Origin of the sequence: Leisingera sp. MMG026 (assembly GCF_021654205.1) — a bacterium.
Taxonomy (GTDB): Bacteria; Pseudomonadota; Alphaproteobacteria; order Rhodobacterales; family Rhodobacteraceae; genus Leisingera.
Map to the genome: position 1 here is coordinate 1 of NZ_JAKFZM010000031.1, position 17286 is coordinate 17286.

General features: G+C 67.1%; 7 protein-coding genes. 2 read left to right on the forward strand and 5 right to left on the reverse strand.

The window, feature by feature from the left end:
- Positions 1–325: 325 nt before the first annotated feature.
- Positions 326–2614, reverse strand: coding sequence for an ATP-binding protein (locus L1069_RS16365; protein ID WP_237456384.1), 2289 nt, complete (start codon positions 2612–2614; stop codon positions 326–328).
- A 148-nt stretch (positions 2615–2762) separates the two neighbouring features.
- Between L1069_RS16365 and L1069_RS16370 the strand changes: the two genes are divergently transcribed.
- Both L1069_RS16370 and pbpC read left to right on the forward strand, forming a co-directional pair.
- A complete protein-coding gene (locus tag L1069_RS16370; RefSeq protein ID WP_237456385.1) occupies positions 2763–8222 on the forward strand; it encodes an alpha-2-macroglobulin family protein in 5460 nt (1819 codons plus the stop codon).
- 143 nt (positions 8223–8365) lie between these two features.
- Complete coding sequence (pbpC, locus tag L1069_RS16375) at positions 8366–10366, forward strand: penicillin-binding protein 1C (protein ID WP_237456386.1); 2001 nt, start codon at positions 8366–8368, stop codon at positions 10364–10366.
- Between the two features lie 172 nt (positions 10367–10538).
- Here pbpC and L1069_RS16380 read toward each other — a convergent pair whose 3' ends face one another.
- Genes L1069_RS16380 through L1069_RS16395 form a run of 4 tightly spaced genes read right to left on the reverse strand, consistent with a single transcriptional unit; the run spans position 10539 to position 17280 of the window.
- Entirely contained in the window at positions 10539–12581 is a 2043-nt protein-coding gene (locus L1069_RS16380; RefSeq protein ID WP_237456387.1) for a hypothetical protein, read from the reverse strand.
- 9 nt (positions 12582–12590) lie between these two features.
- Positions 12591–15374 carry a DUF4159 domain-containing protein gene (locus tag L1069_RS16385; protein WP_237456388.1) on the reverse strand — a complete coding sequence of 928 codons (2784 nt, stop codon included), beginning with the start codon at positions 15372–15374 and terminating at the stop codon, positions 12591–12593.
- A complete protein-coding gene (locus L1069_RS16390; RefSeq protein WP_134831196.1) occupies positions 15371–16276 on the reverse strand; it encodes a DUF58 domain-containing protein in 906 nt (301 codons plus the stop codon). The genes L1069_RS16385 and L1069_RS16390 overlap by 4 nt, the downstream gene beginning before the upstream one ends.
- Positions 16273–17280, reverse strand: a complete 1008-nt coding sequence (locus L1069_RS16395) for a MoxR family ATPase (RefSeq protein ID WP_129372383.1) — start codon at positions 17278–17280, stop codon at positions 16273–16275. Before L1069_RS16395 ends, L1069_RS16390 begins: the two co-directional genes overlap by 4 nt.
- Positions 17281–17286 lie beyond the last annotated feature (6 nt).

Below are 17286 nucleotides of genomic sequence, written 5' to 3' on the forward strand. Positions count from 1 at the left end.
GGGGGGGGGGGGGGGGGGGCGGCCCCCCCCCCCCCCCCCCCCCCCCCCCCCCCCCCCAAGACCGCACAAGGACGGTGCCGGCGCAGCCGGTGCGCCTGCGGGCGCGGGAGAGCTTTGCCGTTGTTAAATTCGGGCCGGGTGACGGAAAGGGCGTACGCTGCAAACGGGTGGGGCAAGACCCGGAAAAGCCGGATCCTGGCGGCGTCCGGCAACCGGGACCCAGCACAGCATTGTGCCAAGAGCAGAAGCCCAGGCGCACCCTGAGAACAGTTTGTTTCAAAGATTGACCGCCATGGCGTGGCGGCGGCGGGAGAGACCTGTCGGCTCAGAGTGCTTGGGCGGCAGCCGGGGCAGGCGGGCCGTCCTGATCCAAGGCCTGTGTTCCGTCCGGCGCACAGGCGCGGATCTTTTCGTGGATCAGCGCCTTGCGCAAGGGCTTGGTCAGGTAATGGTCCAGGCCGGCCGCAAGGATACCATCGGAATCGCCTGCCATCGCATGTGCGGTCAAGGCCACAATCGGGATATGGCCGCCGGTGCCCGCCTCGATACTGCGGATCCTGGCGGTGGCTTCCTTACCGTCCATCATTGGCATCGATATATCCATGAAAATCAGATCCGGGCGGAACGCCTGGAAGGCCTCGACCGCCTCCAGCCCGTTGCCGGCAAACTTCAACTCTATGTTCAGCTCTTTCACCATTTTGCTGAACACCAGCTGATTGGTCTTGTTGTCCTCTGCTGCCAGCACCCGCATCCGGCGGATTTCCGGGTCCGGCGGCGGTTCGGCGGATGGTCCGGTTTTCTGTGCCTCAAGTCCTGTTTGCGGTGCCATCGCCCTGTCTGCCGTCACCGGGCCCGGCAGCGGAGCCGCGCAGCCGGGGCCGGCAGCACTGGCCGCCAGCTTGGCCAGCTGGTTGAAAAAATCGTCCCGCGGTGCAGGGGTTTGCAGCACCCCGTCCGCCAGATGGCGGATTTCCGGATCATTGGCGCCATGGGGACCGGAATTCAGCATCAGCACCGGCACCCCGCGCCAGGAACCGGATTTCAGATCCCTCGCCAGCTGCACGCCGTCCAGCCCAGGCAGGTTATGGCCGCTGATGATCAGGTCAATACCGCCTTGCATCGCGGCAAGCGCACCATGCGCGGTTTCTGCAGTGGTGACCTGAATGCCCAGCATCAGCAGGTGCTTTTGCAGGATCTCGCTGTTGAGCGGCGCGTCATCCACCAGCAGCACATGGCGCAGCGAGCTGGGCAGCTTCGGCACAGGCTGCTCTGCTGATCCTTCAAGGGGCAGCGGCAAGCGGAAGCCGAAACAGGAGCCTTTGCCTTCCTCACTGTCGACCCAGATCTCGCCGCCCATCAATTCGATCAGCCGCTTGGAGATCGCCAGCCCCAGCCCGGTGCCTTCAAACTTGCGGTTGCGCTCATCTTCGACCTGGTTGAATTCGCCGAAAATATGCTCAATCTTCTCTTCCGGGATGCCGATGCCGGTGTCCTCGATCGAAATATGCACCGCGCATTGTTTGTCATCAGGCGAGGAGACACCGGTCACCCGCAGGGTCACATGGCCTTCTTTGGTGAACTTCACCGCATTGCCGGCCAGATTGGTCAGCACCTGCCGGATCCGGCCTGGATCGCCGGTAAAGCGGGTCGGCAGGAACAGGTCGTAATCGACCAGCAGCGTCAGACCCTTGTCCCGCGCGGTGGGTTGCAGCAGCATCACCACTTCGTGCAGGCTGCGTTCCAGGTCAAAGGGTTCGGGATGCAGCTCCAGCTTGTCGGCTTCGATCTTGGAATAGTCGAGCACGTCATTGATGATGACCAGCAGCGCTTCGCCCGAGTTTTTGATGGTATTGGCATAAAGCCGCTGTTCCTCGTCCAGCGCGGTATCGCTCAGCAGCTCTGCCATGCCCACCACCCCGTTCATCGGGGTGCGGATCTCATGGCTCATATTGGCAAGGAAGGCGGATTTTGCCCGGTTTGCCGCTTCGGCGCGGGCGCGGGCGCCGCGCAGGTCCTTTTCATACTGCACGGTCGAAGTGATATCGAGCGCCAGCGTCACCACATCGCCGCCGTGGCCGCGCTGATCGATCAGCCGCAAATACCGTTCATCCCACAGCTGGATCACCACCGGATCGGGCGAAGGCGACAGCCAGCGCTCACTCATCATTTCGCGCCAGGCATCGGTGCCCAGCTCGCCGGTATTGATCAGCCCTTCGTCGGTCAGAAGCTGCAGGATCCGTACATAGGAGATACCGGGCGAGACCTCTTCCAGCCCGTCGAAGATATTGAGGTAGGCGGTGTTCGCCCCGATCAGACTGCCATCAGCATCAAAAAAGGCGAAACCGTCCTGAAATGCCTGGATCGAATGCCACAGCCGCCGCTCGGCAGTCTCAACCTTTTCATGCGCGGTATCGAGGTCGGATTTCACCTTGGCGTTTTCGTCGCGCACAGTGGCCACTTCAGCCTGGGTCTGGCCGATCCGCTTGGTCAGCGCCAGCGCATGGCGGCCCAGCTTGCGGTTGGCAGCAGACAGCTCCGCCTGCTTCAGCTCAAGCAGCCGTTCCGCGGCCAGCCGGGCGCGTCTTTCTTCCGCTAATTTGCTGGCAAGGGTCATCCCTGCGCACTCCGGCAATACATTAACACGAACAGCGCGCGGCAATTCCGCACGCAAGAGACAGCAGGGCTGCCCTTACGTGTTACGCGGGTGAATCTTGCTATGACGTTAAGCCCGTGCCAGCCTGCGCCAAGTATTGGAGGGTGCCATGCCGCGTCTGTTTGCTTCAGTTCTAATGTATGCCATTGTTTTTATTTCTTTTATTACTTTTCTGCCCACTGCCTGGGCCGGGCCGGAGATTCCCGGTTTCCGGTACAAGGCTTTTGCCAACACCGATTTTTTCGGCTCGGACCTGCAGCCGCTGTTCGATACGGATGTCGAGTCCTGCGCGCGGGCGTGTACTGCCCAGACGGATTGCGCCGGTTTTGTGTTCAACCAAAAGGCAAATGCCTGTTTTCCAAAATCCGCCCTGACCCAGCCCAGCTCCTATGAGGGCGCCTTTTCGGCACTGAAACAGCCGGCACCCGGCGGGCTTCAGGCAGAGGCCGCTGTGCGGGCAGGCCGGCTGGACGCAATCCCGGAACTGGAATTGCCGCGCGCGGCCGGCTTTGCCCAGTCGCTGGGCCTGGCCTATCCGCTGACAACAGAGGACGCCGCCAAGGCGGTTTCGGCGGCCCGCTCGCTGTTCCGTGCCGCAGAGCCGCTCGCGGCATTGCGATGGATGGGGCAGGCCGTGGTGCTGACTGACTCTGCCCAGGATTGGACCCGATTCTCGGCCTATTTGCTGCGGGCTGCCAAAGACTCCGGCAACCGTTCCCAGCAGCGCCGTTTCCGGCAGGAGGCTTATTCTGCGGCCCTCAATGGCTACTTGCGGGCTGCGGCACCGGCAGATCAGGCGCAGGCCCTGCGTCAGGCCGCCGAAGCGGTGGAGGCGCTTGGCCGCGGCCGCGAGATGCTGCCGCTGCTGCGCCTGGCCGACAACATCATACCGCTTAAGGCGAATGCCGAGATGATTCACTATGCGATCCGGAAATACGGTTTTCGCGTGACTGGCTCCACGGTTGAAAGCGACAGCGCAGCCCCCCGTATCTGCGCCGAGTTCTCCGAAGATCTGGAACAGGCCGGAACCGATTACGAAAACTATGTGCGCTTGGCCGGCAGCAGTCTGGCAGTCACCGTATCCGGCCGGCAGCTGTGTTTTGACGGGGTGGAGCACGGCAAGCGCTACCAGCTGACCCTGCGCCGCGGGTTGCCGGCGGCCAGCGGCGAGCAGCTTTATAAGGATGTGGAGCTGACCCATTACGTGCGCGACCGCGCGCCCAAGGTCCGCTTCCCGGGCCGCGCCTATGTGCTGCCCGCGGGCGCTGCTGCGGCGCTGCCTGTGGAAACCGTGAACCTGACGGAACTGGACCTGCGCCTGCGCCGGGTCAGCAGCCGCAACGTGCTGCGCACCCTGCAGGAGGGGTACTTTGCCAAACCGCTTTCCCAGTGGGAGGATAAGCATTTCGCCTCCGATATCGCCGAGGATATCTGGCAGGGCAGTGCCGAAGTGGGCACTGCGCTCAATCAGGCGATGACCAGCCGCCTGCCGCTGGAAGATGCCCTGACTGGGCAAAAGACACCGGGTCTGTACGCCCTCACAGCGCGGATACCCGGGGCCGATCCCTATGACGATGCCGGTGCCACGCAATGGTTTGTGCTGACCACCCTGGGTCTCAGCACCATGTCGGGCAGCGATGGCCTGCATGTGCAGGTGCAGGGACTGGCGGACGCCAAACCGCAGGCCGGTGCCGAGGTCAGTTTGATCTCCAGTGCCAATGAGGTTCTGGCAACTGAAACAAGCGACGCCAGCGGCTATGTCCGTTTTAGGCCCGGCCTGACGCGCGGTTCCGGCGGCGCGTCACCGGCGCTGATCACTGCCCGGGCGGGGGAGGGCGATTTCACCTTCCTGCCCCTCAACGATGCCGCTTTTGATCTGTCAGACCGCGGCGTGGCCGGCCGGCCCGCGCCGGGGCCGGTGGATGTTTTCCTCGCCACCACCCGCGGCGCCTACCGTGCGGGTGAAACCGTGCATGTGACTGCATTGGCGCGTGACGGCAAGGCGCAGGCGATCGACGGCCTGCCGCTCACCGCGATCCTGCTGCGCCCTGACGGGGTGGAATACACCCGCCAGACCTCAGCCGCAGGCCATCAGGGCGGCCATGTTTTTGCGCTGCCTACCGGCCCCGCCGCCCCGCGAGGCACCTGGCGGATTGAAATCAAAAGCGACCTCAAGTCCCCCGCGCTCGCCAGCCGCCAGATCCTGGTCGAGGATTTCCTGCCCGAGCGTATCGACTTTGGGCAAGAGGTCGCCAATGCAAACACACTCCAGCCCGGCAGTGCAGCGCAGATTGCACTGCAAGCAGACTACCTGTTCGGCGCGCCGGGTGCCGGGCTGAAGGTGGAAGGAGACATCCGCCTCACTGCCGCTAATACACTGGATCAATGGCCGGGTTTCCGTTTTGGCCGCTATGATACGGTCTCCTCTGCCCAGACCGGATTTTTCGGCGGCCAGGAAACCGGCGCTGATGGCAGCGCGGCCTTCGCTGTAAACCTGCCCGCCGCCGCCCCGGCAGAGGGCAAGCCGCTTCTGGCCACTCTCACCACCCGTGTTGCTGATGGCGCTGCGCGTCCGGTCGAACGCTCACTGGAAATCCCTGTCCGCCCTGCAGGCCCCGTCCTCGGCATTAAACCGCAGTTTGACGAGGTTGCGGCAGAAGGCTCCGAGGCAGGCTTTGAACTCATCGCCCTGTCGCCGGACCTGTCGCCGGTGCCGATGCGTGTCAAATGGACCCTGAACCGGGTCGAGACCCGCTATCAATGGTATCAGCTTTACGGCAACTGGAACTGGGAGCCTATAACGCGCCGCACCCGCATCGCGACGGGCGAGGCGCAGCTGGGCAGCGATCCACTGCCGCTGTCTCAGCCAGTCGGCTGGGGCCGTTATGAGCTGGTGGTGGAGCGTCTGGATGGCGCCTATGCCTCTGCCGCTTATGACTTCTACGCCGGCTGGTACGCTCCCGAAGGCAGCACCGGGACGCCCGCCCGGCTAGAGCTGTCGCTGGACCGCGAAAACTATGCACCCGGCGACACCGCCCGGCTGCGCATCGTGCCGCAGGCCGCGGGCACCGCGCTGGTCTCGGTGGTATCGAACCACCTGATCTACCGCATGGCTGTCGAAGTTCCCGCCGGCGAAACCGTGATCCCGCTAGAGGTGACACAGGACTGGGGCAGCGGCGCCTATGTGACCGCCATCATCATCCAGCCTGTTGCAGGCGACCGGGGCCGCACCCCGCTGCGCGCCCTAGGGTTGGCGCATGCCGGCATCACCCAGCCCGGCCAACAGCTGGAGGTGACGATTGACGTCCCCGGTGTGGCCCGGCCGCGCGGCACGCAAGTGGCGGAACTCCGCGTGGAGGGCGCGGCAGAGGGCGATGAAGTCTGGCTCACCGTCGCCGCCGTGGACCTTGGCATCCTCAATCTCACCGGCTTCACCAGCCCCGATCCCAGCGCGCATTATTATGGCCAGCGCCGGCTGGGGATGGAGCTGCGCGACGTCTATGGCCGCCTCATCGACCCCGGCAACGGCGCTTTGGGCCGCATCCGCTCCGGCGGTGATGCTGACAGTGGCCTCAAGATGCAATCGCCGCCGCCCACGCAGGACCTGGTGGCGCTGTTCTCCGGCCCGCTGAAAGTGGACGCCAATGGCAGAGCGGAGTTCCCGATGACCCTGCCCGCCTTCAACGGCACCGTGCGGCTGATGGCTGTCGCCTGGTCCGGCCGGGCTGTCGGTCAGGCCGAGGCCGACATGCTGGTGCGCGATCCCGTGGTGGTCACCGCCGCGCTGCCGCGCTTCCTGGCGCCCGGCGACGAAAGCCGCGCAAGGATCGAGATCGTCCATGCCGACGGCCCCGCCGGAGACATGGCGCTGACCGCCAGCACCGCAGGCGGTCTGACGCTGGGCAGCCTGCCCGCCTCCGTCACCCTGGCGGAACAGGGCAAGACAGTGCTGGAACTGCCGGTGACGGCAGAAACCGTTGGTGACCACGAACTCACCCTTACCCTCACCACGCCGGACGGGCAGGTGCTGCGTCAAAATTTGCGTCTGCCGGTTCGCGCCAATGATCCGGTGGTTTCTGAAACCCGCCGCTTCACGCTCGCAGGCGGTAACACTTTCCTGTTCAGTAAAGATGTTTTCACCGGCCTGCGCCCCGGCACCGCCCGCGCCGCCATCTCCTCTGGCCCGCTGGCCAAATTCGACGTTCCGGGTCTGCTGGCAGAGCTGGACCAGTACCCCTATGGCTGCACCGAACAGGTGACTTCCAAGGCGCTGCCGCTGCTCTACCTCAGCAGCGTCGCGCAGGGAGCGGGTCTGGGCGACGGCCCGGCGGTGGATGCGCGCATTAACGCCGCCATCCGCAAGGTGCTGACCCGCCAGGCCTCCAGCGGCGCCTTTGGCCTCTGGCGCGCCGACAGCGGTGAGTTCTGGCTGGACGCCTATGCCAGCGACTTCCTCAGCCGCGCCCGCGCGCAAGGCTACACCGTGCCGCAACAGGCCTTTGCCCAGGCGATGGACAACCTGCGCAACCGCATCAACTATGCCCCCGACTTCGATACCGGCGGCGAGGAGATTGCCTATGCCCTCCATGTTCTGGCGCGCGAGGGTGCGGCCCGGATGGGCGACCTGCGCTATTACGCCGATGTGAAGGGTGAGGCCTTCGCCACCCCGCTTGCTGCCGCCCAATTGGGCGCGGCCCTTGCAGCCTATGGCGATCAGCGCCGTGCGGACCGGATGTTCAGCCGCGCCGCGCAGATGATCGGGTCCGATGGGCAAAAGGACAGCCGCCTCTGGCGCGCCGACTTTGGCACCGCCTTGCGCGATACTGCTGGCGTTCTGGCCCTTGCCGCCGAGGCCGGGTCCGAGGCTGTGGACCGCGTCAGCCTGTCGTCGCGGCTTGCCGACGCCAGCGGCCATCGCTCCACGCAAGAGTCCGCCTGGACCCTGATGGCCGCCCACGCGCTGACCCGGACCCCCGAGGATTCCGGCCTTCTGGTCAACGGTCAGCCTGTTCAGGGGCCATTTGTGCAGGCTGCAGACGGGCACAACACACCGGAGCTGGCGCTGACTGCCGCCAGCGGGCGGTCTGCGGAGATCACCCTCACCACGCTTGGCGTGCCGCTGGTCCCGCCGGCCGCGGGCGGCTTCGGCTACACCATCGAACGCAGCTACTACACGCTGGATGGCCAGCCGCTGGACGTGCAGTCTGTCACTACAGGCGCGCGTTTTGTCACTGTCCTGCGGGTGAAACCGCATGAGAAGACCGGTGCGAGGCTGATGATCAACGATCCGCTGCCTGCCGGGTTCGAGATCGATAACCCGAACCTTTTGCGCTCTGGCGACCTGCGCGATCTGGACTGGCTGAACCCGGCCGGGGCCGAACACACCGAATTCCGCAGCGACCGTTTTCTGGCAGCTGTGAATATGCGCGATGCCGCGCCGGTGACACTGGCCTATATCGCCCGCGCGGTGACGCCCGGCACCTTCCACCACCCGGCAGCCTCGGTCGAAGACATGTACCGCCCCGCCTACCGCGCGAGGACCGGCACGGGGCGCGTGGTCGTGAAGTGAAACGCCGGCTGAACAGCTCAGAGGGCAGCGTCCGTCCACGGGTGGGCGGGCAGCGCCCGCCCGGGGGGGCGGACGGGTGCTGCCCGGCCTATCGGCCAAGCAGAAGGTGGAAATGGTACACCGCTACTTTAGCGGTCCTGCTTGTGGCTGCTTTCACGGCTTGGCGCAGCTTCGATGCTTGGATCGACGCCACAGATCTCCCCCTCACCCTCGCCGAAACCTCCACTGAAGTACTCGGCCGCAACGGCAAGCTTTTGCGCGCCTACCCGGTCGGCACAGGCCTCTGGCGTCTCGCTGTCCAGCCCGAGGACGTCGACCCGCGCTTCCTCGACATGCTGCTGCGCTACGAGGACAAGCGCTTCCGCTCCCACGCCGGTGTCGACCCCATTGCCCTGCTGCGCGCCGCAAGTCAGGCGCTTTGGAATGGCCGCACTGTCTCCGGCGGCTCTACCCTGACCATGCAGGTGGCGCGCCTGCTGGAGGACGGCACCACCGGCCGCTGGGCCGGCAAGCTGCGCCAGATGCGGGTGGCGCTGGCGCTGGAACGCCGCCTTAGCAAGGACGGGATCCTCACCCTCTACCTGACCCACGCCCCTTATGGCGGCGCGGCAGAGGGCATCCGCGCGGCGGCCTACAGCTGGTTCGGCAAAGAACCGCGCCGCCTCACCCCGGCAGAAGCGGCGCTGCTGGTCGCCCTGCCGCAATCCCCTGAACGCCGCCGCCCGGACCGTTTCCCAGAGGCCGCCAGCGAGGCCCGCGACCGCGTAGTCGCCCGGATGCAGCGCCAGGGCCTCCTGAGCGAAGAACAGGCCGAGGCGGCCCGCCGCACTCCGCTGCCGCACCAAATGGCGGCCTTCCCGCGGCTGGCACCGCATTTGGCGGACCGGGTGAAGGCACAGCACCCTGGCAAGCGGCAGATCAGGCTGACCATCGACAGCGCGGTGCAATCCCGGATGCAACAGTTGCTGGCAGAGGCCGCCCGCAGCGCCACCCCGTCTCTTTCCGCTGCCCTGATCGCCGCGGACCACCAGACCGGTGAAGTGCTGGCGCTGGTTGGTTCTCCTGGCTATTCCGATGCGCAAAGGCGCGGCTTTGTCGATATGACAAAGGCGATCCGCTCCCCCGGTTCGACCCTGAAACCGCTGATCTACGGTCTCGCTTTCGATCAGGGGCTGGCCCACCCGGAAACCCTGATCCACGACGGTCCCGTCAACTTCGCAGGCTACGCGCCGCAGAATTTCGATGGTGAGTTCCGCGGCGACATAAGGCTGCGCAAAGCGCTGCAGCTATCGCTCAACATCCCAGTGGTGAAGCTGACGCAGGAGCTGGGACCGGCGCGTGTGCTGGCGTCCTTGCGCGCTGGCGGTGCCAAGCCGGAGCTGCCCGGCGGCGCCCCCGGCCTGGCGCTGTCGCTGGGCGGGCTGGGCATCAGCCTGCAAGACATGGTGCAGCTTTACGCCGGGCTGGCGGCAGGCGGGCAGGGGCCGGCCCTGCGCATCTTGCAGGGCGAAGCGCCCGCGCCCGCAGGCCGCCTGACCTCGCCCGAGGCCGCCTGGCAAGTCGCAGACATCCTGCGCGGGCTGCCGGTGCCTGCGGGCGCGCGCCGCGGCACCATCGCCTATAAGACCGGCACCTCCTATGGCCACCGCGATGCCTGGGCGATCGGCTGGGACGGACGGCACGTGATCGGCGTCTGGATGGGCCGTGCCGACGGCACGCCTGTCCCCGGTATCTTTGGCGGCGATCTTGCAGCACCGGTGCTGTTTGAAGCATTTGGCCGTCTGAAACCGGCCCTCGACCCGCTGCCGCCGCCGCCCCCCGCCACGCTGATCGTCAGCTCGGCCGAATTGCCGCAGCCCCTGCAGCGCTTCCGCCCCCGCGATGCCGCCTTCTCGGAACCCGCGGATGCGCCGGAACTGATCTTCCCGCCCGCAGGCGCCCGGCTGATGCTGGAAGGCGCGGACCTGACACTGAAACTCCGCGGCGGCACCGCGCCGTTTCTGGTGATGGCAAACGGCCTGCCGGTGCTGACGGGTCAGCGCCGGCGCGAGTTCTCCCTGCCCAATCCCGGCCCTGGTTTTTCTTCGCTGGTGATTGTCGATGGTGAAGGCCGGTCTGACCGGGTTGACCTGCGAATTGACTGATACGGGTGGCTTAGTTGACGCGGGCCACTGCTGGGCAGAGATGTTTCGCTTCGGGCTGCGCCGAAGCGCGCCGCGCCAAAGGCGCGGCGCTTGGCCCAACTTTCGCGGGCTCCGGCAGGAAGCCTGCGATGGGCGGGAGGACCCTGCCCGTTGTGACACCGGTTGAAACCGCCTACCGCCGCCCTTCCCGCAGCCAGCCCGCGACGATAAAGAACGACGCCATAACCAGCGCCAGCCAGCCCGGCAGCAGCGGTCCTTGGCTGACTGACAGCGTTTCATAAGCCGCGCGCGGCGTAAGTCCGATCCAGCCGCGTCCCGCCGCCGGGCGCCCGGCCCGCATGTTGCGCAAGGACGGCATACCGTCCTCCAGCCGCAGCACACCGCCGCGCAAAGGTTCCAGAACCGGCGCCAGCACTTCGCCGGTGGCAATAGTTTCCTCGAATTCTTTCGGTGCTGCAGGCCCCAGCCCGGCCACTGCCGTCTCGCCGCCTTCTTCCAGCCGGTACAGCCCCGCTTCCGGACCTTCATAACGGGCCTCCCACTGTCCCGGTGCAGTCTGGCGCAGCGCCAGCTCCACGGTGGAGCCATCCGGGTTGGTCACCGTCACCGGCCCGGTCTGACCGGCAAGTGTGCGGCGCAGGATACGCATCCGCTGGCCCGAAGCTTCGGCCCACAGCGCCTCTTCCTCCAGTTCCGGTTCCTTCATCATCCAATGGGCCAGACGACGCAGCAGTTCCAGCTGCGGCCCGCCGCCCTCATAGCCGCGGCTCCACAGCCAGGCATGGTCCGAGGCCAGCAGCGCCACCCGCCCCTCGCCCACCCGGTTCAGCACCAGAAGCGGGCGTTCGCCCGCGCCGTTCATCAGCACATGGCCCTCGGGGCGGCGCAGCTCGACCTGGCGCAGCCAGCGGCCCCAATCCGCAGCTCCCTCCAGCCCCGAGGTCACCGGATGCTGTTTGCCCAGATCGGTCACCTCCGGGCGGTAGGCCTCTTGCAGCACCCGCGCCGAGGGTTCGGCGGGAAGGATCAGCGACAAAGGTGAGCGGTAGATGCTGTCGGCGCTGGCAAAATCCGGCCCGGCGGCCACCAGCACCGCGCCGCCGCCCATCGCGTAATTGGCCACATTGTCCAGATAGACCGCAGGCAGGATGCCGCGCCGCTTGTAGCGGTCAAAGATGATCAGGTCGAAATCGTCGATTTTCTCCAGAAACAGCTCGCGCGTCGGGAAGGCGATCAGCGACAGCTCCTCCACCGGCACGCCATCCTGTTTTTCCGGCGGGCGCAGGATGGTGAAATGCACCAGATCCACGGCGCTGTCGGACTTCAGCAGATTGCGCCAGGTGCGCCCGCCCGCGTGCGGCTCGCCCGAGACCAGCAGCACCCGCAGCCGGTCGCGGACCCCGTTGATCTGCACCAAGGCCTGGTTGTTGCGCGCCGTCAGCTCGCCCGGCTCTTCCGGCGCGCTGAACCGGATTACATTGCGGCCGCCGTGCTGCAGTACCATCGGCAGCTCGAAATCGACGCCGATTGGCAGGGTGAAACGCTGCGGCGCGTCGCCTCCGACTGAAATGTTCAGATCCGCAAAGCCGCCCTGAACCGGCACCGCACCCTGATCCTCGATCCGCAGCGTCAGCTTCACCGGCTCGCCGATGATGGCAAAACCGGGGGCGTTTTTCACGATCAGGCGGCGGTCCCAATCGTCTTTGCGGCCGGTCAGCAGCAAATGCATCGGCGCAGGCAGGTTCAGCACCTGATCCGCGTCATGAACCTGGCCGTCGGACAGGGCAATGATCCCCGCCACCCGCGCCCGCGGCTCATCCGCCAGCGCCTGCGCGATGGCCGCTATCAGACGGGTGCCCGCGTCGCCTTCGCCGTCCGGAACGGTGATCCAGCGCACCTCGGTGCCTGCCCGCGCGGCCAATGCTGCCTTCAGCTGGGTTCGTGCCCGCGCCATCTGTTCCGGGCGGCCGCGCAGCTGCTGGCTGGCAGTCTGGTCCTCGGCCACAATCACGATGTCGCTTAAGGGGGCGCGGTCCTCGCTTTGATGCACCGGACCTGCCAGCGCGGCCAGCAACACAAGCGCCGCCAGCGCCCGCAGCGCCCAGCCTGACAGCCCCCTCCACAGGCCCAGCACCAGCGCCGCCAGTGTTATGGCACCCGCGGCCCAGATCACCGGCCATGGCACCAGCGGGTCAAACAGGATCGTCTGTGTCATCGGGTTCCCCTATTGCCCCAGCCGGTCCAGCAGTGCGGGCACATGCACCTGGTCCGATTTGTAATTGCCGGTCAGCACATGCATCACCAGGTTGACGCCGAAACGGAACGCCAGTTCGCGCTGCCGCTCGCCGGCATAGCCGCGCCCGACCGGCAGCAAGGGCCGCCCGTTACCGTCCACGGCCCAGGCCGCCGCCCAGTCATTGCCGCCGATCACCACCGGCGTCACCCCGTCGTTGAGGTTGCGGAACGGGATGCCCTCGGCCTGTTCCGCATCCGGCGGTGCGGCCTCGACCCAGACCGGGCCGCGGCTGTGGCGGCCAGGAAAGGCCTGCAGCAAATAAAAGGCCCGGGTCAGCACATGATCTTCCGGCAGCACTTCCAGCGGCGGCACGTCCAGCGGCAGCGCAATCTGCTGCAGCCGCCGCGCCGCCGGGCTGGTGGTGCCGGAGACCGCCAGATCCGCATCCCGGGTGTCGAACAGGATCATGCCGCCCGCCCGCAAATATGCGTTCAGCTTGCCGTAAGCCTGGGACGAGGGCAGCCGCTGATCCGGCGTGACCGGCCAGTACAGAAGCGGATAAAACGCCAGCTCATCGCGCTCCAGATCGACACCCGCCGGGGCGGCAGGCTCGACCGAGGTGCGGAAGAACAGCGTCTCGGACAGTCCGCGCAGGCCGGCCGCTGCGATGCGGTCCACCTCCCGGTCGCCGGTCAGCACATGTGCCAGCACCAGTTCCGAGGCCAGCTCCGCCGCTCTGAAATCTTCAGGCGCCGCTGCGTTCTGCGCCTGCATCTCCTGCGGCGCGGCCCATGCCGCCAGCCCCAGCGCAGCTGCCAGAGCCGCAGTCCGGGCACCGCCCAGCAGGCCGGAAAGGACTAGCGTACCCAGTACATCCAGTGCCAAGAGCCCCAGCGCCAGCGTCAGCAGCGCGCCGCCCAGCGGCAGCTCCTGCGGCGCGTCATAGCTGCTGACCGCAACCGAGGCAGGCCAGCGCGCGGCCTGCAGCTCATCGCCCGGGCGCAGCACATTGCGGGCCAGCATCCGGCGCCCGCCATCATAGACACCGGGGCGCAGCTCCGGCCCGGCGGGTGCCGCCACCAGATCCGGGCCTTTGACGCCGGGCAGCGTTTCCGCCGCCGCCAGCCGGCCAAAGCCGTCCAGCACTTCAACCGGGGTCCAGGTGGTGCCCTCCAGGTCCGCAGCTGTAGGTGCGGCGGCAGAGGAAGACACCGCCAGCCGCTCCAGCATCGACACAAACAGGCCGGACAGCGGCAGGCTGCTCCACTCCGCATTGGCGGTCACGTGAAACAGCACCACCTGGCCCTGGCCCAGCGTCTTGCGGGTGACCAGCGGCGTGCCGTCGCCCAGTTCGGCAATCACCCGGTCCGCCAGCTGCGGATCGGGCTGTGCCACCACCTGCGAGCTGATCGAGACTTCGCCCGGCACCTCCAGCCCGTAGAAGGGCGAGGTCTCGGCAAAGGGGGCCAGTGTCTTCGGTTCGCCCCAGCTCATCGCGCCGCCAATGCTGCGGCCGCCAATGCGCAACCGCACCGGCATCAAGGGTTCCTCGCCGCTGCGCGCGGTGTCGCTGGCGGCCAGCCTTGGCCCGGCAAAGCGCAACAGCAGACCGCCGTTTTCCACCCATGTGATCACCGCCTCTTCCTGTGCGGGCGCCAGCCGCGCCACATCCGCCAGCACGATCACATCCGGGTTCGCAGGCAGCAGGTCCGCCAGCGCGCCCTCCAGCAGCTCGGCAGAGGGCGCCAGCGCCTGGCGCAGGTAATGCAGCGGCGACAGCAGCGCCAGCGCTTCATCGGCGCTTTCAGAGGAGACCAGCGCCACCTCGCGCCGCCGCAAGCTGTCATCGGTCAGCGCCACTGCGCCTGCGGATTTCACATCGCGGATTTCGAACCGCGACAGCCGCGCGCGCAGCTCGGCCGGCAGCGACAGCTCAGCCGTGGCGCTGCGGGCGCCATCCGCAAACCACAGCGGCAGCACCGCCAGGCTGCGCGCGGTGCCGCCGGGGTCTTTGCCCTGCGCGACCACCGAAACCTCCTGTGCAGGCCCGGCGCGGTTGCGCTGCACCGTCAGTTCGATTGTCCCGCCGGAATAGCTGGCGGGCTGCAGCCCCAGTACCGGCAGCGGCTGCTCAAAAACTTCGATATCACCACGGCGGCCCAGGGCTTCGATCACTCCGCCGCGGTCCGGATACGCCAGCCCGTCGCTGAACCAGACGGTGTCAAATCCGCCCTCTGCCGCGGCAATCGCGGCCACGGTCTGCTGCAGCTGATCCGGTCCCGGCTGCCAGGGCAGGGGCGCCAGCCCGGCCAATTGCCGCTGCCAGTCGCTGGCAGCGCGGAACTGCAAGGGTTCCGGCGCGCTCAGCCGCAGGACGGCCACCGGGCGTCCGGCGCGGCCCGCCTCCTCCAGCTGCGCCGCGGCCTGGGCGCTGGTCTGTTTCCAGCCCGCAGCTCCGCCCCAGCTGGCATCCATCACGATCAGCAGCGGCCCGCGGCCGCCTGCCTTTTCGGTTGCGGGATTGAGTACCGGCCCCGCCAGCCCGATGATCGCCGCCGCCACCGCCAGTATCCGCAGCAGCAGCAGCCACCAAGGGGTGCGGTCCGACAGGCTCTCGTCGTCCTTAAGGCCCAGCAGCAGCGTCACCGCCGGAAACGGCTGGCGCTTGGGGGCGGGCGGTATCGCACGCAACAGCAGCCACAGCACTGGCAAAGCCAAGAGCCCCAGCAAAAGCCAGGGCGCCGTAAAGCCGATGCCTGCAATCATTGTCATGGCGCGGTCCGCTCCAATGCGTGGTATAGCCACATAAGCGCATTTTGCGCCGTATCGCCCGTGTGATGCTGGCCAAAGCGCCAGCCGGCCTCGCGGCACAGGCGTTCCAGCACGCTGCGGCGCTCGGCCAGCCGGTCCAGATAGCGCTCCTGCAGCGCCGAGGCCTTCAATGTTTCATGTGTGACACCGCCCTTGATGCTTTCAAACACCGTGCGCCCGGAGAACGGAAAGGCCTCCTCTGCCGGGTCCAGCACCTGCAACAGCACCCCGCGCACGCCGCGTGCCGCAGCCTTGGACAGCGCCTGCTCCATCGGTTCGGACGGTCCCAGGAAATCCGAAATGAACAGGGCGCGGGCATGCGGGATCAGGGCGCGGTCGTTCGGCGGCGCGTAATCCTGTTCCGCGTCGTCCGAGAGCGCCTCGGCCAGCCGCAGGATCTGCACATTGCCGCGCCGGGGCGGCAGGCCGCCGCCGGTCAGGCCAACCCGCTCGCCGCCCTGCACCATCAGCACCGAGGCTGCCAGCGCCAGCAACCGGGCGCGGTCTGCCTTTTGCGGCAGCTTCGGAGACGAGGCAAACCGCATTGAGGCGCCAGTATCCACCCACAGATGCACCGTCTGGGAAATCTGCCACTCCCGCTCGCGCACAAACTGAATGTCGCCGCGGGCCGAACGCCGGTGGTCGATCATCCGGCGGCTGTCGCCCGCTTGCGCCGGCCGGTACTGCCAGAAATCATCCCCCGTGCCCGCGCGGCGGCGGCCATGTTCGCCCATCAGGACAGACCCGGCCAAATGCCGCGCCTGCACTAGCAAGGGCGGCAGGGCACTGGCCGCGGCCTCGGCCCGGTGCCGCAGTCCTGCTGCTGCACCAGAGGCCGGTACGGAGGCGGTTTCTCTGGTCACGCGGCGGCCCCGGTCCGGGCCAGATCAGCGGCGGTTTCCGCAATCAGGGCAGCCAGGCTGTCACCGCGCGCCCGCGCGGCAAAGTTCAGCTGCATCCGGTGGCTCAGCACCGGCTGCGCCATGTCCAGCACGTCCTCGGCATTGGGCGCCAGCCGCCCCTGCAGCAGCGCCCGTGCCCGGACTGCCAGCATCAGCGCCTGCGCCGCCCGCGGACCCGGCCCCCAGGCCACGGTCTGCGCCACATGGCCGGACACGCCGGGTTCTTCGGGGCGGAAGGCGCGCACCAGATCCAGGATCATCTCGACCACCGATTCCCCCACCGGCATCCGCCGCAACAGGGTCTGCGCGCCGATCAGCTCCGCTGCCGTAAATACCTGATAAGCCTCCGCTTCCTCTGCCCCCGTGGTAGCCAGCAGAATATCCCGCTCAGTCGCACGGTCCGGGTAATTCACGTCGATTTGCAACAGAAACCGGTCCAGCTGCGCCTCGGGCAGCGGATAGGTGCCCTCCTGCTCAATCGGGTTCTGGGTCGCCAGCACATGGAACGGCGCACCCAAGGGCCGGTCCTCGCCTGCCACCGTCACCATCCGCTCCTGCATCGCCTGCAGCAGCGCCGACTGGGTGCGGGGGCTGGCGCGGTTGATCTCATCCGCCATCAACAGCTGGCAGAACACCGGCCCCGGCACAAACCGGAACGAGCGGTGGCCGTCCTCCGCCGTGTCCAGCACCTCAGACCCCAGAATGTCCGCGGGCATCAGGTCCGGGGTGAACTGGATCCGGCTGCCATCCAGCCCCATTACCGTGCTGAGCGTCTCCACCAGCCGGGTTTTTCCAAGGCCCGGCAGGCCGATCAGCAGCCCGTGACCGCCGCACAAGAGCACCGACAGGGTAAGGTCCACCACCCGTTCCTGCCCGATAAAGCGCTTGGTGATCGACGCGCGCGCCTGTTGCAGCTTGGCTTCCAGCGCTTCGATACCGGCCAGCAGATCGTCCGTTTCAGGCATGACATT

Coding starts and splice junctions, on each gene's coding strand:
- L1069_RS16395 (WP_129372383.1), bottom strand. CDS start 17,280: ATGCCTGAAACGGACGATCTGCTGGCCGGTATCGAAGCGCTGGAAGCC.
- L1069_RS16370 (WP_237456385.1), top strand. CDS start 2,763: ATGCCGCGTCTGTTTGCTTCAGTTCTAATGTATGCCATTGTTTTTATT.
- L1069_RS16385 (WP_237456388.1), bottom strand. CDS start 15,374: ATGACAATGATTGCAGGCATCGGCTTTACGGCGCCCTGGCTTTTGCTG.
- L1069_RS16380 (WP_237456387.1), bottom strand. CDS start 12,581: ATGACACAGACGATCCTGTTTGACCCGCTGGTGCCATGGCCGGTGATC.
- L1069_RS16365 (WP_237456384.1), bottom strand. CDS start 2,614: ATGACCCTTGCCAGCAAATTAGCGGAAGAAAGACGCGCCCGGCTGGCC.